Genomic DNA, 20,701 nt, shown 5'->3' with positions numbered 1-20,701 from the left:
TGACACTTCACCGAGATGTGCCACAAGTGGTCTTACCTTCTCTCTGTGTCTGTTTAAAGTCGTGGCAATGCCCTATCCCGACTTGATTTATATTTCTTGCTGCGTTCAAATCCCTATCTTGATGTATACCGCAGTTTAAACAGATTAACTCCCGAATTGAAAGATCTAATTTCCCCCATTTAAACCCGCAATCTGAGCAAGTTTGGCTTGTAGGTTCCCAACGGCTGATTACCCTCAACTCTCTGCCCAATTTCTCGGATTTACCCTCACATAGCACCCTAAATTCATACCACCCTTGCTGACTGATAGCCCTTGCAAGTTTGCGGTTTTTGACCATGCCCGATACATTCAAATCTTCTAAAACAATCACTTGGTTATCGTTGACTATTTTAGTAGACAATTTGTGCAGGAAGTCTTTCCGGGTATCCGCTATTTGGTTGTGCCATTTAGCAATCTGGAGGCGGGTTTTATTTCTGCGTTTGGAATCTTTGGGTTGTCTTGCTAGTTTGCGTTGCAATCTGCGGATTTTCCGTTCTAACTGTTTGTAACTAGGACTTTGGGCTGCCGTTCCATCGCTCATCACAGCAAAGGTTTTAATTCCCAAATCAATGCCAATACTTTGATTCTTGACATCAACTCGATGGGGGTTAACCTCTACGACAAAGCTAAGGAAATATCGGTTAGCGCAATCCTTGATGACAGTTACAGAACTAGGCTCAGATGGTAAAACCCTAGACCAAATCGGTTTGACGATGCCGATTTTAGCTAGATAGACACCGCCATCTTCCTTCATGGAAAAACCATGGATAGTAAGCCTTGCCGATTGGATGTTTGTTTTTTTCTTGAACTTAGGATATCCAACTTTTCGCCCTGTTCTCGTTCCTTTACACGAATCGAAAAAGTTCTTAAAAGCTGTTTCCAGAGCGGCTACAGATTGTTGTAATGGAACTACCGAGACTTCACTCAGCCAAGTTCTTTCCTCAGTTTGTTTCGCTCTGGTTATTACTGTTTTTTGAAGTTCTGCCGAACTTGGCTTTTTCTCAGACTGTTTACAAAGTGCAAGAGCATCATTCCAGACTACGCGAACGCAGCCAAATAACTGAGCTAGGCTCTGTTTCTGTTGGTCGGTCGGATAGAATCTATAGCGATACCTTGCTTTCATTTTTGCTGGCACTTTACTTACTCTATTATATCATGACTCTCCGATAGAATCAGAAGAATTAAAGCCGTCCTAGAAGGACGGGGCTTCAGCCCTCCACTTCGCTCCGCCCATTTATTTGGTGAACGTGCCCTCTGTATCAAACGATCTGAGATTAACCTCTTGATATCAATTTCAAAGAAAATGCAACTCTAGGCAAGCTCAATATCATCACAGTCATTCCCAATTCTAAAATCGAAAATCGTATTACCTCTGTTTTGCAAATGGAATTGTGACTACAAAGGTAGTGCCTAACCCTGTGTCGCTGGAAAATTCGATTTGACCTCCGTGCAGGTCTACACACTGTTTAACTATAGATAAACCCAGCCCTGTACCAGGTATTTTTCCGACATTTTGGGCCCGGTAATAAGATTCAAACAGTTGTTCTTGGTCTTCTATAGGAATGCCAATGCCCGCATCTTTTATTTTAAATATAGCTTCTTCACTATGATAATTTAATTGAAAATCAATATAGCTGTCGATCGGCGAATATTTGACAGCATTTGACAGCAAATTTGTCAAGATGTGCCGCAGCAATTTGGCATCCAGTGCGGGCGAGTATTCTGGTACCTCCGATTCCGGAGCTGTTTTTTTCCCAGGCAGAATAGATTTTCTGCAAACAAAATTAATTTTATGATTTTGCCCGTAGCTAATTTTTATTGATTCTACTAACTCGCTGCAAAATTTTCGCAAGTCAAGTGGTGCGGGATTGAATTGGAGTTTTCCAGCTTCGGCGCTGCTGAGCAACCGCACGTCATCTAATAGCTGAGCCATGTGTTTAGATGCTGATTTAACGTGTTGGAGGTATTCTTGTTTTTCGGCTTGGGTAATTTCGTCCCCATATTCTTTGAGAATTTGAGTAGCAAATAATACTGTATTTAAAGGATTGCCGAATTCGTGAGCCAGCATCGAGAAAAAACGAGATTTAAGCTGTCTGAGTTCTTGCTCTTTTACCAGAGAGCGACGAATTTCCATGTCTTCTTGCTTGCGTTCTGTGATGTCTCTGCCGATATAGATGAAATCATAAAGTCCGTCTAATTCTGTCTGAATTGCCGAGCAGGAAAATTCTACCCAAATTTCTTCTCCCGATTTAGTAGTGCAGACTACTTCCAATTCTCTGAGCAGCTCTTTTTGAGACAAAATATAGCGGTGCCGACCTTGGTAAAGCAATGTTTCTTCGACTACTACGATTGAGAGGGGCTGGTCGATCAATTCTGCTTCGCTGTACCCAAATAACCATTGTGCCGATTGATTGACTGTTTTGATAATTCCTAATGTTGTTGTCACCAACAAAGCATCGCCCATGGAGCGAATCACTTTATCTATATAATCTTTTGAAGCGGCTAAGGCGCTCAGCAAAAGATTAGCTTCATTCGCTCTCTGAATCAAGGATTGCTTCATCACCATTTTTTCGGTGGCATCTTCAATCAAAATTAGCAAATTACTTGCCACATCTTGTTCGTTTTCATGTTCTATCGCCAACATATCGAAGTATAAAGGGCGGTTGTTGTCGGCAAACCGAGCGATTCCTTTGAGTTCAAAACTCGGCCGCCTTCCCATCACGATCGACATGAGGATATTTTCAATTCCAATCAGTTCGGGAAAACAGATGCGAGCATCTGTACCGGGGAGCGCGTCACCCGGAGTATCGGCATAATTCTGCACTTCGGCAGAGGTTTCCTGAATAATGAAATTGTGATTTACTATCAGATACTCTGTTTGTCGGGGGCCCAAGAGCTTTCTAAAAAGGGGGTTCATACTGTTCGATAATTATTGGTGGACATATCTAGACACTCCTTCTTTTTTGAGTATGTTTTCAGGCATAGCTGTAACCATCTTTCCTGTGAGCAGTTGTGCAATATTCCAACCTGATTGACCTCCGTTTTTTGTCAATAACAAACTCACCTCTTCCATCTGACATAGGACAAACTCTAGCAGTGAACGTCCCTTTGTACTTACCTTTCGGGACATCAGCCCGAACAATGTCCCCAGTACAAAACCCGAAAATCGGACGTAATGGACGATGTTTCTGGGGATACCCAAACTTATCCGTCTGGCATCGTTGCCTTCCTCCCATTCCTGTTGCCTTAACTCTCAAAATGCGAGTGGTTAAGATTTTCAAGGATGGAGTGACACCCACACAGGCAGCATCAATCCAATGTTCTTTAGGCAGTCCTAATCGAGTTCTATTGAACTTCGTTTGTCCGCCAGTGCCAGTAGTGACAAGCAATCCAGTGACTTTCAAGGTTTTAAACAATTTCCACTGAGTAGAATTCACAGCAGCCGCATCTTTGAGAGGAGATTTGGCCCAAGAGAGGATTCTCGAAGCTAGATCGGACTTGCCTTTCAAGAAATCCCTAATATCCTGAGTTGCTTTTTTAAGATTGCACTTTTCGCAAGCCAAACACAGGTTATAAATTCGGTTAGAGCCACCTTTAGCTTTAGGTTGGATATGCTCGATTTGCAACGGAATATTTTCGGCATCACAGTAAGCACATTTTCGCTCCCACTTTTCAAGTAGATACTCACGAACTTCGTAACCTTGTAATTCGCCTTGCTGATATTCAATGCCAGAGATTTCAGGATTCTCTAGCTGTTGCGTATCGAATTGGACAAGCTCTAACTTGATATCTCCGATAGGTGCAAACTTGCGGAGTCGTTTTATCCATGTTTCAGTCGTCAAAACTCGGTGCATCAAAGATGGCGCCAACCATCCTTGAGGACGTTTACGATTGAAATATCTGGCTTGACGATAGCGAGTATTGCGATTTCTGCGTCCTCTACGAACTGCACGACGGGACTGTAAAGCATCTTCGATCTGTTGCCCTCGATGCTCTAATTCTACCCCCCAGATCGCTTCATTACGGTCAGTGACAAGCGAGATGCCTGTCACTTTAGAACCGGGATCGATCTTGAGTGTGAGCGGATGAACAACAATGTTTTCTACTACTCGCTTGAGGAGCAGTGTGAACGGATAGCGCCGAAACACCGCAGCCTTGCCCGAATCTAAAAGTTTTCTGGCGTGACTGGGATGAACCGGATTCATCGGTTTTTTGTTGGCATCAATGAGAAAAACGTAGTTTGACATCTTCTGTCAGCCTTATTTCTAAGTAATGTTTGCCTCGGAAATGTTGAAAGAGCTTGTTGGGAGTGCAACACGCGGATCTGTATGTAATTAATCCGTTCCTTAATAGCAATCGACAGAGCTACAAACTGGCGTTCATCTGTAGGTGTCATGACTCAAACAACGTAGGTCTTATCCTGTTCCTGCACGTTTGCAGCATCTACCCAATGCAGGCTCTGTTTGGGTAGATGTGGGTATACATCTACGAACGGTTCATGCTTGTTCTACCATTGTGTAAGCTAGTTTGTGAAAAATTTCGTCAACGTCTTTGCCAGTTTTAGCCGATGTGGTGTAAACTGCTATTACTTTGTCTTGACCGATTGAGTGGGAGATTTCTACTAGCAGTGCCAATTTTTCTTCGTCAATTAAGTCTACTTTGTTCAAAGCGACGATAATTGACCCTTTGGGATTGACTGAAGAAAACAGCTTGACGTGTTCGGAGATTCGCTCAACTGTTTCGGATCGGCTGACATCGGCAACGATTAAAACGCCGCTAGCTCCTTGTAAGTAAGTCGGTGCGATTCCTTTGAATTTTGTATGTCCTTCTAAGTCCCAAATCAGCAACTGTGCGGTGACACTTTCCGGGTGTTTGGTGTTTTCTAATGCGATACTTTTGCGGGAAATTTTTACTCCTACGGTGGAGAGGTACTCGTCGCTGAATTGCCGATCGACAAAACGGCGGATCAGACTGGTTTTACCGACGCCAAAGTCGCCGATCATGCACATTTTTTTAGATATAGTAACTGACATAATTATTTGCTGTTTATGGTCTTAGTTATTGGTTCAAATAGCACGCATCTGCTTAAAAGTAGCGGTTGATTGGGTTCCACGCCGGGGGGAGGATTTTGACTGCCAACCGTAAGCAGGCGCTTCGGATCGGCACCTTGCCGCACCAAAGCATCTCGCACTGCTGCGGCACGCTGGAGCGACAACCGTTGATTGATGACAAGTTCCCCAGTGCGATCGCTGTGTCCAATTATCTTAATCTGTTTTTGAGGATATTGATCCATGAAACTTTTAACACTGGCGATAATTTCTTCTGATGCTGAGTCTAATGTTGTCGTTCCTTGGTCGAAGTAGATGCGGGTGGCAATTTTAAGCGGATCTAGTTTCACAGTGCTAACGACTGACTCAACGCCGGGAATTTGCTTCAGGGACTGAGCAATTTTCTGTGAGTCGGCAGCCTCCATGACTGTCCCCTCTACTGTAACTTTGCGATCGCCATACCGACTAGAAATAGAAACACCCGACAAGCGGTTCAAAACAGCGGTGATCCGCTGCACCTCACCGGCCGTCAACACGGGATCTGGAGGTACATCTACAGCGACAATTTGATTGTCTAATTTCAGATTTGGTGCAGTTGAGGCGGCTATTTTGGCGGCTTTGGCGCGCAATTCTGGATTTGGCAATTTTCCGGTTAACTTGAGAGTGTTGCCCTCCACCTCGGCGTTCAAGCGGTAAACCGCTAATTCTGGGGTCGAGGCTAAAGCTAAAGCGGCATTTGTTGCCAGGGGGCGGTCAATGCTCCGGCGGTGCTGATGAATTCCCCAAGGTGTTAAGATTAAGGTTAGCGCTGCGATCGTCGCCCCGATCAGTACGAAGGGGGGTTTTTTAGATTTTTCCTTTTCCACCGGGTCGAATAAACTTTGGATGAACGGGTGCAGAGAGTCCGGTATAGTACCGGGATCGCCGTTAAACTCGTGAATTAATTTAGCGTAATTAAGGATCAGATTAGTAAGTGTTTGCCGGAGTTTGTTAATGAACGACTGTGGCGGTTCTCCTTTAATCACGACTGCCATGTAGCAGTATCCCGCTACTTCTAGCATTATTTTGGAGTCGCCGTATTCAATTAGATTGAGTTCAGAAATTTCTCCGGGCTGAACGATGCATTCGTTCACAAAGCTGCGAATAGCTGTGAGCATTCCTGCTACCATTTCCGCTTCTAACTGGTAATTGCCTGCGGGGTGTTGAACTTCGGAAATTACCAAGCCAGATGCCTTGTGAATTAACAATGCTGCTTGGACGGTAAAAGGTATTGATTCTCTGAGGATTAATTCAGCTTCGGAGACTCCTTGTACTTGGGAGCGAATTTTGCGCCCAACTCCTTCCATGCTTAAGCTATTTGAGACTTTTTCGTTGATAGTTTTAATAGCTTCTGCCATGTATTTAGAGATCGTACTGCCAATGACGGGATAGAGAGCATCCACCATAGAGTCGCGTTCGAGGGCGATTTGGGCTGTAATGGCTTTGCCCATTTCCGGGGCGAGGGCTTGGGCGATCGACTCTTGATCGAGGCGAATTTGCTCTTTTATCGCCAAACCCATTTCTGGGGCGATCGCCCGAGCAATATCCGCTGGCGAATTTTCTATTTGTTGAGCAAGTGCGTCGGGCAGTAACTCACCTATCGCCGAACTCATTGCTTGCCTGTTTTCCACAGTTTTAGCCCTAATCACTTCATCAATAATTGGGACTATCGCGTTAACAACTTCTTCTCTGGAATCGGCAATTTTGCGGCTGAGAATTTCTGCGATCCAAGGCAGCATTAGGGCGATCAGCTCTTGTGGATCGTAGATTTGGTGTTCCAGTTTTTCTAATTTAGAGTCGATGCTTGCTAGCAGATTGCACACCCCCGGCAAATCAGTTTCTGCTAGGAGATTTTTGACTTGCTCGATATCTGACATTTGCGAGCCAAAAATCAGATTTTGCAGCCTTCCCATCGCGCTGTCGGCTTCATTGAAGTCTTGTTTAATATCGCCTAAGATTTCCGATCGCTGCGATAGTGGTATCGGCTGTTCTTGCGACTGCCGCTTCGGTTCAATTGATGCCGCACTTGCATCTGCATATATTTTTTGGGATGGCTGCGAAAGTCCGGACACTGAGGAATTCGGATCGGTTGCTGCGGGTGGCGCGAGAGTTTGGGGAATGGGCGAATTCTCTACAGCGGTGTCGGAATCCGGGGATTTTGCGCCCTGTACGTACTGGGGAGAATCAGAAATTGTCAAGTCAGACAATGCTTGTAGCGACGGTGATTCTTTCTCCAAGTCCGAAACATCTGCGGAAACATCTATAGTTTTAGCTGAGGAATAGTTTCTTTCCAGTTCAGAAGTGTTGAGTTTGTGAGTAGCGAACAGCAAATTTTTGGACTCGTCTGCAACAGCCGGGGAAGCAGTAGAATCGGGTTGGCAAGAGCCAGTTTCTGGCACGGCTGCAATTTCCTCTGGCTGTGCGGAGGAAATACCTAACAAATCCATCAACCCGCCGAGGGCTCCAGCTTGACTGTTTTTGCCGCTGCTGCCAGTTGCGGGTTCGGGATTTTGCTGCGCTGCAATTCCCTCTGGCTGTGCGGAGGAAATACTTAACAAATCCATCAACCCGCCGAGGGTTCCAGCTTGACTGTTTTTGTCGCTGCTGCTAGCAGCTTCGGGTTCGGGATTTTGCTGCGCTGCAATTTCCTCTGGCTGTGCGGAGGAAATACTTAACAAATCGATCGACCCGCCGAGGGCCCCAGCTTGACCGTTTTTGCCGCTGCTGTCAGCTTCGGACTCGGGATTTTGCTGCTTTGAACCAGCAATAATTTTGAGATCGAATAACAGATTAAGCAAGGGGTCTAGCTGGGTTGCTGCCGAGGCAGCAGACTCGTCAGGTTTAGAAACAAAACCCTCTAGCTGATTTTCAACTTCTGGATTTTCTTTCGGTAAAGCCATGCGTTATTATCCGTGATGGTGGCGCTCCGGCAACAAAAATTCGTTATTTGACTTATTATCAGCAACGCCTTTAAGTTCGGGCACAAATTCTGTTCCTTTGAGTCTCATTCCTAGTTCAAACAGAATTTCTGCCATGTCATCTCTGGAAACTTTAACATCTCTGAGCATGGAAAAGCGTCGGTCTAGTTCTTCAAAAACCTGTGTTTTCAAAGTGCGGGTTTCTTCGGAGAGTCGCTCTCTGGTTTGGGAGAGTTCGTCGCGAATGGAACTGGTTTGATTGTCTATCGCCTCGTCGAGGGCTTCGATGGTGCTGGAGCATTTGCGGTTAACGCGATCGATTTGCTGCCGGAGGTCAGCGCTTTCTTCTTGCGTATTTAAGGTGAGCGATTTAACTTTCTTTTCTAACGAATCAACTGCCGCCCTCATTTCTGTGGACAGAACAGTTTTCACCTGTTCGATGCGAGCGTGCATATCTTGCTGCATCATCGACAAGTCGGAATCTATTTTGTCGAAGCGATTGTCGTATTCTCTAAGCTGCGCCCCGAAAATTATATCGCGAATCTGGTCAATATTTCCCAGGCGTTCGCGCATTTCTTCTTTAGTTATTTCGGCCATGATTTTACCTCGAATCTCCGAAAATTGTGAGCTTAAGAACTGTACTATATTTTGTGCTAAACTGCTAGTCTAACGGTTTGAGCAGGGTCAAAAGACGTGCTGCTGACTTTTACTGCGATCGTTGACAGTTGTCAGATACAGGGGCTTTTTGACTGGGGACAGATAGACTTTTGGATAGTCCCACCCCGAAAGTCGGGGATGAGATTCTTGAGAAGCTTAACTCTAAATCTGCTGAAATTCAGGTTCTTGGAGGCAATCATCAGAGCCACAACGAGGCTCCCCAAAATAGCGGTTTGCTATTCTTGCCTTGCAGCAAGCTCAGAAGAGCGCAGACATTCCTCCAGACAGCAAGGTAGGTTGTAAGCTCTTGTGCTGACTTTTCAATGATATCGCATATTGACAGTGCGTCATCCCAGAGGGCGTCGGCTACGGCAAAAAACGCGCGGGCGCGATCGCCCGTTATGTATAAGGTATTACTCAAAAGCTCGATCGAGTCACAGCAGTCCGAGCCGGATAGCACGAATAAAGCGGAACGCTCGAAGTGAGTTCCGCAAGCGAGCGAGACGATCGCACTATCAAAGACTTGGTCTTCGGGGACAGCACTATAAGAGCTTGCGGAAAGATACTTCCATCGGCATTCTTCCCCCCCTCTCCCCATTTCCCCCTCTCCCCTTCTCCCCCTCTTCCCATTTCCCCTCTCCCCTCTTTCCATTTCGCTATAAAAAAGCGTAGGGCCCGATCGACAGCGACCAGACCCAATAATATAAGAATCTTTGATTTTCTAACAAACGAGATGTGTTTCCGGTAGAGAACAATATGCTTACTAGGGTTTACAACTTGTGCAGCTTTACTTTTAATCCGCAAACACAATAAGTCTGACTCGACTGCGGTTTGGCTTGACTGCGCGATGGCAGTGCCGCCACTATTACAAGTTGTGTTCGGTTAATTTCGACCGCGCTTCGGAATTTAGACCGGAGACACCATGTCTATATCCTTGAACTTTGCTTCTAAATATAGCGACCTCCTGTTTCTTTCTGTCCCGGTGTCTATTGTTAAGTTAGCACGACCTTTCAAATGAGTAAAGCACTATTTGTAAAAGTTGATGGGTCTTTACATTACTAAGTATAATGATATAAATATCCACATAGATGTAAGTTAGGACTCACGCACTTGCCCGCAAAGAAACCGGGTTTTTTCACCGAGATTGAGGATTTTAAGCAACTATTCTGGTAGCAAAACCCGGTTTCTGGACACCCGTGCTCAATTCCTATAAATTCTATTGTTGCTACAACTTTACATACTTAAGTGTTTTTGTCATGTCTATTACTCCTAAGTCTCTCGGCGGTAGTCAAATCCGCCAAACATTCCTCGACTTTTACGCCCAGCGGGGACACAAAATTTTGCCCAGTGCTTCTTTAGTGCCCGAAGATCCGACTGTATTGCTGACGATCGCCGGAATGCTACAATTTAAGCCGATATTTCTCGGACAGCGCACAGCCGAATCACCGCGCGCTACCACTTCGCAAAAGTGCATCCGCACCAACGACATCGAAAACGTCGGCCGTACCGCCCGCCACCACACGTTTTTTGAGATGTTGGGAAATTTCAGTTTTGGAGATTATTTCAAGAAACAGGCAATTGCCTGGGCTTGGGAACTTTCCACGGAGGTTTTCGGTTTACCTGCGTCCAATTTAGTTGTTAGCGTTTTCCGGGAAGATGACGAAGCTTTTGCGATTTGGCGCGATGAAATTGGCATTCCGGGCGATCGCATTCAACGCATGGGAGAAGCAGACAATTTCTGGCAATCTGGCCCCACAGGCCCCTGCGGCCCGTGTTCCGAGATTTATTACGATTTCCACCCAGAAAGAGGTGATAATATTGACCTCGAAGATGATAGCAGGTTTATTGAATTTTATAACCTGGTTTTCATGCAGTACAATAAGGATGCAGAGGGCAATTTAACACCGCTGCAAAATCAAAATATTGATACTGGGATGGGATTGGAACGGATGGCGCAAATCCTCCAGAAAGTCCCTAACAATTACGAAACAGATTTGATTTTTCCGATCGTCCAATCGGCGGCGGAAATTGCGGGAATTGATTACCACAATAGCGATGAAAATGTCAAGGTTTCGCTGAAAGTAATTGGCGACCACATTCGGGCTGTGGTACACATGATTGCAGACGAAATTCGCGCGTCAAATGTAGGGCGCGGTTACATTTTGCGTCGGTTGATTCGCCGGGTGGTGCGCCACGGGCGGCTGATTGGGATTCAGGGCGAATTTACGGTGCGGGTGGCTGAAAGTGCGATCGCCCTTTCGGAAGCTGCTTATCCAAATGTGCGATCGCGGGAAGCTCAAATTAAGGCGGAATTGGCAAGGGAAGAGGCGCAGTTTCTCAAGACTTTGGAACGCGGAGAGAAGCTGCTGGAGGAAATTGTCAACAAGTTGCAGCAGCAAGGTCAAAATCAAATTGCAGGGCAAGATGCTTTTAAGCTTTACGATACTTACGGTTTCCCTTTAGAATTGACTCAAGAAATAGCCGAGGAACAGGGGTTAACGGTCGATGTAGCGGGCTTTAAGGCGGCAATGGAAGTGCAGCAAACTACCGCTCAAAACGCTCATCAAACAATCGATTTGACTGTGCAGGGTTCCTTGGATAAGTTGGCTGAAACCATCCAGAAAACTGAGTTTCTCGGTTATACTGAATTATCGAGTTTAGCTGAAATCAAAGTTATCTTGGTTGACGGTGAAGCTGTGGAATCAGCAGAGGCGGGAACCGAGGTACAAGTTGTGTTGAACCAAACGCCGTTTTATGCAGAATCCGGCGGACAACTTGGGGATAAAGGTTATTTGCAAAGCGGAGAAAATGGTGATGGTTTGTTGGTGAGAATTGATGATGTGAAGAAGGAGTCGGATTTCTTCGTGCATTTCGGCTTTGTGGAACGGGGAACCATAAAAGTTGGCGATAGTTTGACTGCGAAAATTGACAATAGCGGCCGCCGCCGAATTCAAGCCAACCACACAGCAACTCACTTATTACAATCAGCTTTGCGAAAAATTGTAGACGATTCGATTTCCCAAGCGGGTTCCCTGGTATCGACAGAAAGATTGCGATTTGATTTCAATTCTCCGCGCGCTGTCACAGCAGAAGAGTTGCAAAAAATTGAGGACTTAATTAATAGTTGGATTGCCGAAGCCCACGCTGCGGAAGTTGCCGAAATGCCGATCGCCCAAGCCAGAGAAAAAGGCGCCACAGCCATGTTTGGCGAGAAGTACGGCGACGTGGTGCGGGTAATCGACTTTCCCGGGGTTTCAATGGAATTGTGCGGGGGGACTCACGTCAGCAATACGGCTGAAATCGGGCTGTTTAAGATTGTTTCCGAAGCGGGGGTTGCGGCTGGTACTCGCCGGATTGAGGCGGTTTCGGGCCAGGCTGTGTTGGATTATTTGAACGTGCGGGACAGGGTTGTGCGCGATTTGGGCGATCGATTTAAGGCGAAACCCGAAGAATTGCCCAACCGCATCACTAATTTGCAGAATGAGTTGAAGGATACTCAGAAACAGTTAGCTGCTGTGAAGTCGGAATTGGCGATCGCAAAATCTGACCAGTTGTTAAATGCGGCTGAGGCGATCGGTGATTTCAAAATCATTGTAGCTCAATTGGGAGATGTCGATGCAGAAGCGCTGAAAACTGCGGCGGAAAGGTTGCAGCAAAAATTAGGAAATGCTGCGGTTGTTTTGGCTTCGGTTGCTGATGTTGATAAGGTAAGTTTGGTGGCTGCTTTTAGTCCCGAAGTTAATCGGAAGGGATTGCAAGCTGGCAAGTTTATTGGGGGAATTGCTCAACTTTGCGGCGGTAAAGGCGGCGGGCGGCCGAATTTAGCTCAAGCTGGGGGACGTGATGCTAGTAAGTTGCAGGAAGCGTTGGATTGTGCCCGCAATTTGTTGGTTGAAGCGTTGGGTAATTAGGAAAAAATCTGGCAGAAACCCGGCGGTTTAAACCGCGTCTACACAGACAAAACCCATGCCAAGCGGGTTGAAGATTCCATCCTCAAATACCCTCTTCGTCGGCGTCCGGCGGACATCGTTTGTGTAGACGCGGTTTCCAACCGCCGGGGCCTTGATTGAGAGAAACCCGGCGGTTTAAACCGCGTCTACAAAAACCAAACCCATGCCAAGCGGGTTGAAGATTCCATCCAATTGATTGAGAGAAACCCGGCGGTTTAAACCGCGTCTACAAAAACCAAACCCATGCCAAGCGGGTTGAAGATTCCATCCAATTGATTGAGAGAAACCCGGCGGTTTAAACCGCGTCTACAAAAACCAAACCCATGCCAAGCGGGTTGAAGATTCCATCCAATTGATTGAGAGAAACCCGGCGGTTTAAACCGCGTCTACAAAAACCAAACCCATGCCAAGCGGGTTGAAGATTCCATCCAATTGATTGAGAGAAACCCGGCGGTTTAAACCGCGTCTACAAAAACCAAACCCATGCCAAGCGGGTTGAAGATTCCATCCAATTGATTGAGAGAAACCCGGCGGTTTAAACCGCGTCTACAAAAACCAAACCCATGCCAAGCGGGTTGAAGATTCCATCCAACGATTTTCCATCTCCAAATACCCTCTTCGTCGGCGTCCGGCGGACATCGTTTGTATAGCTGCGGTTTCCAACCGCCGGAGCCTCCACAATCAACCCGCAATCAATCCGTTACATCCCGCACATTGCTCGCGGCCGAACTTGCCTTCCCCCCACAAACAATGTAAAATATCCCAAAAATGGGTTGTGCAAAATGAACCAAAAACGCGACGAAGCCTATCTCAATCTGATTCAATCCCTCCTCAACTCCCCAGAAGACGAACAAATCGCCCTCCTAAAACAGAATCTAGAATTATTAGACGATAATTTTGCCCGATATCTGCGCGAGTGGGCAACTCAAACTTTCGCAGCAATGGAGTCAGAGGAAGCTATAAAATTTATTATTCCTATATTTAGTTTTAGTAACTTAATTCAACAGTTTCCTCTCGGCAGCAAAAGCAGTAACATGGAAATTGCCATTGCAGGTTATGAGATGGCGCTGCAAGTTTTTAACAGAGATAGTTATGCCGAAAATTGGGCTGTTATTCAAAATAATTTAGCAAATGTTTACAGAAACAGAATCAAGTTCGATCGAGGAGAGAATATCGAACGGACGATCGAATGTTATGAAGCTGCTTTACAAGTTCGCACCCGCGATGCTTTGCCCCTAGATTGGGCGACGACTCAAAATAATTTAGCAATTTCTTACAGCCGTAGAATCAAGTTCGATCGAGGAGAGAATATCGAAAAGGCGATCGAATGTTATCAAGCTGCTTTACAAGCTTGCGGTTCGACCAATTCCATCTCTTCTTTAAGATGGTTCGATGAAGACTCTAAACATCTGTTTTGAGTAGCTCGAATCAAAAAATCTGCTCTCTCACGGTTCGCAGAGGCCTTCCAAGTCATAAAACTCGGCTTCTCGGTCAGCAATTGTGACTACTTGTTGTGAATCAGGGATGATAGATAATGTATTTTTTAAACCATCAAGCCATCTTTGACTCTCTTTTTCTTCAGTTGATTTTTGAGAACATTCAGCAGCTTTACCTAGATATTTTGGCTCTCTTGCCCAGACATATTGGTCGATAATGCCTAATGGTAGCCCCTCTGTTGTTGCTGCCTCCTTTGAATGTACTTTCAATCCATGAGCATATTTATTATCAAGATATCCGACTCCTTTGACTGCTTCATGCGTAGTATAATTTAATTCCGTTGTATCCTGTATTGCTAAGATAATTTGATAATTTTTAATTCTTGAAAGCGTCGCATCTATGTGTCCTTTCCTAAGCTGAGCTGGTTTGATATATGGTGAATCCCAGAAATCGTAAGTAGTCTTAGTTTCTGCCCACGTTCCACTAGCTTCTGGGACGCTAGATTCTGGTTTATTGCTCAAATTAGAAACAATTTTCATGAATCTATTTGTCCTTCTTGCGTCTCCCAATTCAGTTTTTTCTAATTCTTCCCTTACCCATTGATTGATCATTTTAACCTCATTCCTGGGCGATCGCCCGATCGTTTAACATCACAGATGTTGATTTTTGTCAACTTTATTGTTAACAAAGATGTTTATAAAGCATAGCTTCTTAAGGGGGATGCGAGGGGGATCTCCGGGCATAAATAGTGTTAAGTAAACCGTATTGCACTATAATCGCTTCGATAAGCGTGCGGGTATTTCAACTCCCGAAATTTTGCAGCAGCAAGCGATCGACAAATGGAACGGTCAGTTTCCGACAGTAATGGGGAGCAACGAGGCTCTACCCTTGATTAATACGCCCGGTCAATCTGCGACTCCTGGTAAATAAGTTGCTGCACATCCTGATTGACGGAGCGCTCCCCAGAGGGGGAGAGGGGTAGAGGGGGAGAGGAATTGAGGGTTTTTCACTGCGGGAGTGAAGGTGCGCTTTGTGTAAATGCCGACACAGCAAGCGCAGAAAATACAACTAACAACTAAGGTGAAATCCCGCTTAGTTAAAGGCAAAGATGCAATCTACGTTCGCGAGTCCTGAAAAACGTTAAAGTAAGAAGCAACTCGGAAATTGCAAAGGTTGGCTTGAAAGTTTGGCTGATGGGAAATCGGGATAACCAGTCAATTTATAATTTAGATGAAGTGGGGGACGTAGCCGATCGCGATACGGCTTCTGAAGCACTGTGGCTTCGCGATCGAGCTTTGGCTGCTACTACCAGCGGTATTATCATTGCTGACGCCAATGCACCGGACTGTCCCATAATTTATTGCAATCCAGCATTTGAAAGGATCACAGGCTACTGCGCCGGTGAAGTCTTGGGGCGCAACTGCCGATTTTTGCAGGGCCCGGATACCGATCGCACTACAGTAGCTAAAATCCGCGAAGCCTTGCGCGAAGGCATAGCATTGCAGGTAACAATCAAAAATTATCGCAAAGACGGTACTCCTTTTTGGAACAAATTGTCCCTATCTCCCGTGCGAGACGGCAGCGGTAATTTGACTCACTTCGTCGGAACTCAGTCCGACTTATCCGAACGCATCGAAGTGCAGGAAGCTTTGCAGCAAGCAAACGACCAACTGCAAACGATTTTGGAAGCAGTTCCGGGCATAGTATCTTGGATTAGCTCGGATTTGCGCTATTTGGGCGTCAACCACCACTTAGCTAAACTGCACGGTTTGTCGCCGTCGGCCTTTGTTGGTCAGGATATCGGTTTTCTGGGCGCTAGCTTGGATTTTTACTCTTTTGTGGTGGATTTTTTTGCCGGCGACGCTACGGAAGCGGTTAAAGAACTCAGCGCTAAGGTGAAAACGGAGGGCGGAGAGTCGGCGGGATATTATTTGATTGTGGCTCAAAAGTACGATCGGGGGAATGCAGCTTGTCTGGTAGGGATTGACATTACCGAGCGCAAGCGGGCAGAAGAAGCTCTGGTGCTGACTCGCAAGGCGGTGGAAAGTTCGAGCGACGCGATCGGCATCAGCGATGCTTCGGGGACTCACATCTATCAAAATCCAGCCTTTTCTCAGCTATTTGAATGGGAAACCGCACAGGAATTTAAACTCGCTGGAGGTATACCGGCAGTTTTTGCTGACTCATCCGTCGCCTCGGAGATCCTCGACACGATCGCCCGGGGTTATTCTTGGTCTGGTGAAGTTACCAACCGCACAAAAAGCGGCCAAATTTTGCAAGTGCTGCTGCGGGCCGATGCGATTAAAGACCCTACAGGGAAAATTGTCGGTCTCATTTACATGAATACCGACATTACCGATCGCAAGCGCACGGAACAAGAACTGCGACAAAGCGAAAAGCGTTTTAGATCGCTGATTGAAAATGCCAGAGACATTATTATAATTCTCGACGACAAAGGCTTTTGCCGCTATGTCTCTCCTTCCCTAGAGCGGATTTTGGGCTACCCGACGGCGGAAGTCCTCGGCCGGTCTGTGTTTGAGTTGATTCACCCCGATGAATTGCCGATGGTGGATCAAGTGTTCAAAGGTGTCATCCAAATGCCGAGAGTTGGGCTGGGATTGGCGGAATACCGGGTGCGGCACAAACAGGGTTTCTGGTGCGTGTTGGAAGCGGTGGCGACGAATTTGCTCTCTGAACCTTCGGTGCGGGGAATTGTCGTCAACTGTCACGACGTGACTGAACGCAAGGCGGCTGAAGACCAATTGTTGCACGATGCTTTGCACGACGCGCTGACGGAGTTGCCGAACCGTGCTTTGTTGACTGACAGGTTGGGTCAAGCTTTTGCCCGCGTCAAACGGCATCCGAACTATCAATTTGCGGTGCTGTTTCTCGATTTGGACAGGTTTAAGGTGATTAATGACAGCCAGGGACACCGCACGGGCGATCGGCTGTTGGTAGCTGTGGGCCGCCGTCTGTTGACTTGTCTGCGCCCCGGAGATACGGTGGCACGTCTGGGGGGAGATGAGTTTGTGATTTTGCTGGAAGAAATTCAAGGTGTGGATGAAGCCATCGCCCAAGCAAAGGGAATTCTGAAGGCGATCGAACGACCGCTATATTTAGAAGGTCATAAAGTTTTAATTACTGCTAGCATCGGCATTGCTATGAGTACCGACAAATATCAGTGGCCTGGAGATATTTTGCGCGATGCTGATATTGCGATGTACCGGGCAAAAGCTCTCGGTAAAGCTCGTTACGAAGTGTTTACGAGTGCAATGCACACTCGGGCTGTGGCTTTGATGCACTTAGAAAACGATTTGCGGCAGTCGATTGAAGAACTGAATTTGACATATTCGATTGTGGATTTTCCAGGTGGGGTGGCGGGGGAAAACTCGCCTGTATGTGAAATTGACTGGAAGTTGGAGCGTACAAAATCACAATTGGCTCCTCTTAAATTGGAATGTCCTTTTACTGTTTATTATCAGCCGATAGTTTGTTTGAAAACCGGCTCGACGATCGGATTTGAGGCGCTGGTGCGCTGGCTGCACCCGGAACGCGGTTTAGTTTCCCCGATGGAATTTATTGCGATGGCGGAGGAAACTGGGTTAATTATGCCTTTAGGTTTGTGGGTTTTGAACGAAAGCTGCCGCCAAATTATTCAGTGGCAGAGTTTGAATTTGCCTGTGGGAAATTCGCCGCTGACAGTAGCAGTCAATCTTTCGGGGAGGCAGTTTTCGGAACCAGAGTCGATCGAGCAAATCAAGCAAGTGTTGCAGGAAACGGGTGTTGATGCTCGCTGTTTGAAGTTGGAGATTACTGAGACTGTGGTGATGGAAGATGGGGAAGCGGCGGCGGCGATGCTTTCGCAGTTGAGGGAGTTGGGAATCGGGCTGTGCATTGATGATTTTGGTACTGGTTATTCGTCTCTGAGTTATTTGCACAAATTCCCGATTAATATTTTGAAAGTCGATCGCTCTTTTGTCAGTCGCATCGGGAAAGCCGGCGAAAATTTAGAAATCGTGCGGGCGATCGTTATGCTGGCGCGCAGTTTGGGGATGGAGGTAGTCGCAGAAGGTGTCGAAACCGCCGTGCAATTGGCTCAACTGCGGGCGATCGGCTGCGAGTACGGTCAGGGGTACTTTTTCTCTAGACCTCTCAGCAGTGAGGCTGCTACGGCCTTATTGAGGCGATCGCCCAAATGGTAATCCGATCTACAATAGTTAGTAGGGTGCGTCAGTCCGCAAACGCTCGATCGTCGCCCCACAACTTCACCTGACGCACCCTACAAACTTACTCATACCAAAACCTATGTCTCAATCAATCGCCCCAGTTTTAGAAGAAAAAGAAGTTGATACTTCACCAACTTTAACCTTTGAAGAATACAGAGTTTATCAAGGAGATCCTGATGTACAATACGAACTGTACAAAGGCAAATTAATCCCGATGCCAACAGCAACAATTTTACATATCAAAATTTGCGAATATTTGGTTTACAAATTGCAGCGTTATTTAGCCGATCGCAATCTCGACTTAGTAGTGAAAACTAGCTTAGGAGTGAGAACAGATGAAAATAAATCCCGGATTCCCGATGTAGTCGTCTGCACTAAAAGTCTTCTCGAACAAGCTGCGGCTAGATCCGGTGCAGGCATCCTCGATTTTGATGAAAAGCCGCTATTAGTGATAGAAGTAGTCAGCCAAGATCGGCGGGCAGATTACGCTATCAAACGGGGAGAGTACGAATTAGCGAATGTGCCAGAATATGTGATTGTCGATCCTAAAAATGGCAAGCAAAAAATTAGGCTTTTTGCATTGATTGAAGGTGAAGAGAGTTATACGCAGACAGATTTCTTGCCTGGTGAGGAAATGATATCTGTAGTATTTCCAGATTGGGTTTTATCGGTGGATGAAATACTGAATCCACCATTGGTAGACGAGTTAGTGAAGGCAGAACGAGCTCAGTTGCAGGAATCACAGCAACAAGCCGTAATCGAACGTCAACGCGCTGATGAGGAACGTCAACGCGCTGATGAGCAGCGTCAACTAGCTGAGGAGGAACGTCAACGCGCTGATGAGGAACGTCAACGCGCTGATGAGGAGCATAAACGCGCTGAGCAGCAGAGTCAACGCGCTGAAAAATTGGCGGCTAAGTTGCGGGAATTGAGAGTAGATCCTGATATTTTTGTTTAAATTTAATACAATCATAAATACTCGCTGAGGTTACAAAGATATGTCTCAATCAATTTCGCCAGTTTTAACAGAACAGCCAGTTGATAATTTACCCACACTAACCTTTGAAGAATACCGATTTTATGAAGGAGAGATAGATGTACAATATGAACTGTACAAAGGCAAGTTAATTCCGATGCCAATAGCTACAGTTTTAGACATCAAAATTTGCGAATATTTAGTTTATAAATTGCGGCATTACATAGCCGATCACAATCTCAACTTAGTCGTAAAAAGAGGCTTGGGAGTGAGAACCGAAGAAAATTCGTCCCGTATTCCTGATGTAGTTATCTGCACTCAAAGTATTTTGGAACAAGCTGCTACTAGGCCCGGAGGGGGCATTCTTGGCTTGGATGAAACGCCGTTAGTAGTAATAGAAGTCGTCACCGAAAATCGGCGGGTCGATTATATAACTAAACGAGCAGAGTACAACTTAGCTGATGTGCCAGAATATGTAATTGTTGACCCGGCACAAAACAGACAGCGAGTGCGAGTTATGGCATTTCCCGAAGATGATGACATTTATGCAGAGGTAGATTATTTGCCGGGTGAGGAAATGGTATCTATAGTATTTCCGAATCTAAGATTATCAGTCAATGAAATTTTAGATCCGCCATTAGTGGAAGGGTTGATTAAGGCAGAACAAGCACAATTGCGGGAATTTAAACAAGCTGCAATGCAACGTCTAAATTTCCAAGAGGAACGTCAGCGCGTTAAAAAATTGGCGGCTAAGTTGCGGGAGTTGGGAGTAGATCCTGATACTGTTTAAGGAATTGAAATAGTGGCACTCGCCTCAATTATGCCTCAATCATCTAGCAGTAAATCGCGCAGGAAATAAAAGCGATCGCGCCGCCAATCATCTCCTTTAATTCGCCCCAAAAAACCCGTCAATGGCGAGGAAAGTTCTATTAAAATCTCGTGCATTTCTTGCAGATTCAATGGCTGAGGTGGATTGGGATTAGCATAATATGCCCCATGAAGAGCCTCAACACCAGCATTCTCAACACCTGTGATTTCTAAACGATTTTTCACGATTTTGATGAGGTGCGCTCGCACTTTAAGCTTTTCCCGCACATCATCAATATAGCGATTAACCTTAGCATCGGCTTCCTCACCAAACGGCTGTTGTTCTAAACAAGGTTTTAACTGTAATAAATCGATCGAACCTGGTTGCTTAGCTTTCAGTTCAACTAATCTTTGCAATGTTTCCGGGCGAATTACGTTCATGTGGTTTCCGATAGCAGTTTGTTTAGCGTGTCTATTTACTGTAGTTTAGACTAACCAAAGATGAGAACGGTGGCAAAAGAAGAACTAAAGCCACCGTCCCAGGAGAGAATGAGGGTGAAAAAGAAAACCTATCCACTCCCTAAATGAACAGTGAACGATTAAA

Annotated in this window: 15 protein-coding genes; 6 read left to right on the top strand and 9 right to left on the bottom strand. The window is 45.9% G+C overall.

The window, feature by feature from the left end; genetic code table 11:
- Positions 1 to 7: 7 nt before the first annotated feature.
- The 7 genes from QZW82_RS26185 to QZW82_RS26155 form a co-directional block, all read right to left on the bottom strand.
- Entirely contained in the window at positions 8 to 1,162 is a 1,155-nt protein-coding gene (locus tag QZW82_RS26185; RefSeq protein WP_293155153.1) for a transposase, read from the bottom strand.
- A 243-nt stretch (positions 1,163 to 1,405) separates the two neighbouring features.
- Positions 1,406 to 2,956: a PAS domain-containing sensor histidine kinase gene (locus tag QZW82_RS26180; RefSeq protein WP_293155150.1), complete on the bottom strand. Its 1,551-nt coding sequence runs from the start codon at positions 2,954 to 2,956 to the stop codon at positions 1,406 to 1,408.
- 58 nt (positions 2,957 to 3,014) lie between these two features.
- A complete protein-coding gene (iscB, locus tag QZW82_RS26175; RefSeq protein ID WP_293155147.1) occupies positions 3,015 to 4,286 on the bottom strand; it encodes an RNA-guided endonuclease IscB in 1,272 nt (423 codons plus the stop codon).
- Positions 4,287 to 4,535: 249 nt separating this feature from the next.
- Positions 4,536 to 5,072 carry a Rab family GTPase gene (locus QZW82_RS26170; RefSeq protein ID WP_293155144.1) on the bottom strand — a complete coding sequence of 179 codons (537 nt, stop codon included), beginning with the start codon at positions 5,070 to 5,072 and terminating at the stop codon, positions 4,536 to 4,538.
- Between the two features lie 2 nt (positions 5,073 to 5,074).
- Positions 5,075 to 8,026: an OmpA family protein gene (locus tag QZW82_RS26165; protein WP_293155141.1), complete on the bottom strand. Its 2,952-nt coding sequence runs from the start codon at positions 8,024 to 8,026 to the stop codon at positions 5,075 to 5,077.
- 6 nt (positions 8,027 to 8,032) lie between these two features.
- Positions 8,033 to 8,641: a hypothetical protein gene (locus QZW82_RS26160; RefSeq protein WP_293155138.1), complete on the bottom strand. Its 609-nt coding sequence runs from the start codon at positions 8,639 to 8,641 to the stop codon at positions 8,033 to 8,035.
- 259 nt (positions 8,642 to 8,900) lie between these two features.
- Entirely contained in the window at positions 8,901 to 9,299 is a 399-nt protein-coding gene (locus QZW82_RS26155; RefSeq protein ID WP_293155134.1) for a hypothetical protein, read from the bottom strand.
- A gap of 658 nt (positions 9,300 to 9,957) precedes the next feature.
- Between QZW82_RS26155 and alaS the strand changes: the two genes are divergently transcribed.
- Complete coding sequence (alaS, locus tag QZW82_RS26150; protein ID WP_293155131.1) at positions 9,958 to 12,612, top strand: alanine--tRNA ligase; 2,655 nt, start codon at positions 9,958 to 9,960, stop codon at positions 12,610 to 12,612.
- Between the two features lie 821 nt (positions 12,613 to 13,433).
- Entirely contained in the window at positions 13,434 to 14,069 is a 636-nt protein-coding gene (locus QZW82_RS26145) for a tetratricopeptide repeat protein (RefSeq protein WP_293155128.1), read from the top strand.
- A gap of 27 nt (positions 14,070 to 14,096) precedes the next feature.
- Here the strand turns inward: QZW82_RS26145 and QZW82_RS26140 are convergent, their stop codons facing one another.
- Positions 14,097 to 14,699: a transposase DNA-binding-containing protein gene (locus QZW82_RS26140; protein ID WP_293155125.1), complete on the bottom strand. Its 603-nt coding sequence runs from the start codon at positions 14,697 to 14,699 to the stop codon at positions 14,097 to 14,099.
- A gap of 154 nt (positions 14,700 to 14,853) precedes the next feature.
- Between QZW82_RS26140 and QZW82_RS26135 the strand changes: the two genes are divergently transcribed.
- The 4 genes from QZW82_RS26135 (at position 14,854) to QZW82_RS26120 (ending at position 20,080) form a co-directional block, all read left to right on the top strand.
- Complete coding sequence (locus QZW82_RS26135) at positions 14,854 to 15,018, top strand: hypothetical protein (protein ID WP_293155122.1); 165 nt, start codon at positions 14,854 to 14,856, stop codon at positions 15,016 to 15,018.
- Positions 15,019 to 15,281: 263 nt separating this feature from the next.
- Entirely contained in the window at positions 15,282 to 18,290 is a 3,009-nt protein-coding gene (locus QZW82_RS26130; RefSeq protein WP_293155212.1) for an EAL domain-containing protein, read from the top strand.
- Between the two features lie 103 nt (positions 18,291 to 18,393).
- Positions 18,394 to 19,272 (top strand): Uma2 family endonuclease, encoded by an 879-nt coding sequence (locus QZW82_RS26125; protein WP_293155119.1) that lies wholly within the window; start codon positions 18,394 to 18,396, stop codon positions 19,270 to 19,272.
- A 40-nt stretch (positions 19,273 to 19,312) separates the two neighbouring features.
- A complete protein-coding gene (locus QZW82_RS26120) occupies positions 19,313 to 20,080 on the top strand; it encodes a Uma2 family endonuclease (RefSeq protein WP_293155116.1) in 768 nt (255 codons plus the stop codon).
- A 35-nt stretch (positions 20,081 to 20,115) separates the two neighbouring features.
- Here the strand turns inward: QZW82_RS26120 and QZW82_RS26115 are convergent, their stop codons facing one another.
- Positions 20,116 to 20,538: a hypothetical protein gene (locus QZW82_RS26115; RefSeq protein WP_293155112.1), complete on the bottom strand. Its 423-nt coding sequence runs from the start codon at positions 20,536 to 20,538 to the stop codon at positions 20,116 to 20,118.
- Positions 20,539 to 20,701 lie beyond the last annotated feature (163 nt).

It is taken from the genome of Microcoleus sp. bin48.metabat.b7b8b9.023, from assembly GCF_013299185.1.
Classification (GTDB): Bacteria; Cyanobacteriota; Cyanobacteriia; order Cyanobacteriales; family Microcoleaceae; genus Microcoleus.
The sequence above is the reverse complement of the archived record's forward strand: the minus strand, read 5'-3'. Positions and strand labels throughout refer to the sequence as shown.

What these genes read in the sequence shown, in the direction of transcription:
- QZW82_RS26185 (WP_293155153.1), bottom strand. Translation starts at nt 1,162, where the DNA reads ATGAAAGCAAGGTATCGCTATAGATTCTATCCGACCGACCAACAGAAA.
- QZW82_RS26180 (WP_293155150.1), bottom strand. Translation starts at nt 2,956, where the DNA reads ATGAACCCCCTTTTTAGAAAGCTCTTGGGCCCCCGACAAACAGAGTAT.
- iscB (WP_293155147.1), bottom strand. Translation starts at nt 4,286, where the DNA reads ATGTCAAACTACGTTTTTCTCATTGATGCCAACAAAAAACCGATGAAT.
- QZW82_RS26170 (WP_293155144.1), bottom strand. Translation starts at nt 5,072, where the DNA reads ATGTCAGTTACTATATCTAAAAAAATGTGCATGATCGGCGACTTTGGC.
- QZW82_RS26165 (WP_293155141.1), bottom strand. Translation starts at nt 8,026, where the DNA reads ATGGCTTTACCGAAAGAAAATCCAGAAGTTGAAAATCAGCTAGAGGGT.
- QZW82_RS26160 (WP_293155138.1), bottom strand. Translation starts at nt 8,641, where the DNA reads ATGGCCGAAATAACTAAAGAAGAAATGCGCGAACGCCTGGGAAATATT.
- QZW82_RS26155 (WP_293155134.1), bottom strand. Translation starts at nt 9,299, where the DNA reads ATGGGGAGAGGGGGGGAAGAATGCCGATGGAAGTATCTTTCCGCAAGC.
- alaS (WP_293155131.1), top strand. Translation starts at nt 9,958, where the DNA reads ATGTCTATTACTCCTAAGTCTCTCGGCGGTAGTCAAATCCGCCAAACA.
- QZW82_RS26145 (WP_293155128.1), top strand. Translation starts at nt 13,434, where the DNA reads ATGAACCAAAAACGCGACGAAGCCTATCTCAATCTGATTCAATCCCTC.
- QZW82_RS26140 (WP_293155125.1), bottom strand. Translation starts at nt 14,699, where the DNA reads ATGATCAATCAATGGGTAAGGGAAGAATTAGAAAAAACTGAATTGGGA.
- QZW82_RS26130 (WP_293155212.1), top strand. Translation starts at nt 15,282, where the DNA reads ATGGGAAATCGGGATAACCAGTCAATTTATAATTTAGATGAAGTGGGG.
- QZW82_RS26125 (WP_293155119.1), top strand. Translation starts at nt 18,394, where the DNA reads ATGTCTCAATCAATCGCCCCAGTTTTAGAAGAAAAAGAAGTTGATACT.
- QZW82_RS26120 (WP_293155116.1), top strand. Translation starts at nt 19,313, where the DNA reads ATGTCTCAATCAATTTCGCCAGTTTTAACAGAACAGCCAGTTGATAAT.
- QZW82_RS26115 (WP_293155112.1), bottom strand. Translation starts at nt 20,538, where the DNA reads ATGAACGTAATTCGCCCGGAAACATTGCAAAGATTAGTTGAACTGAAA.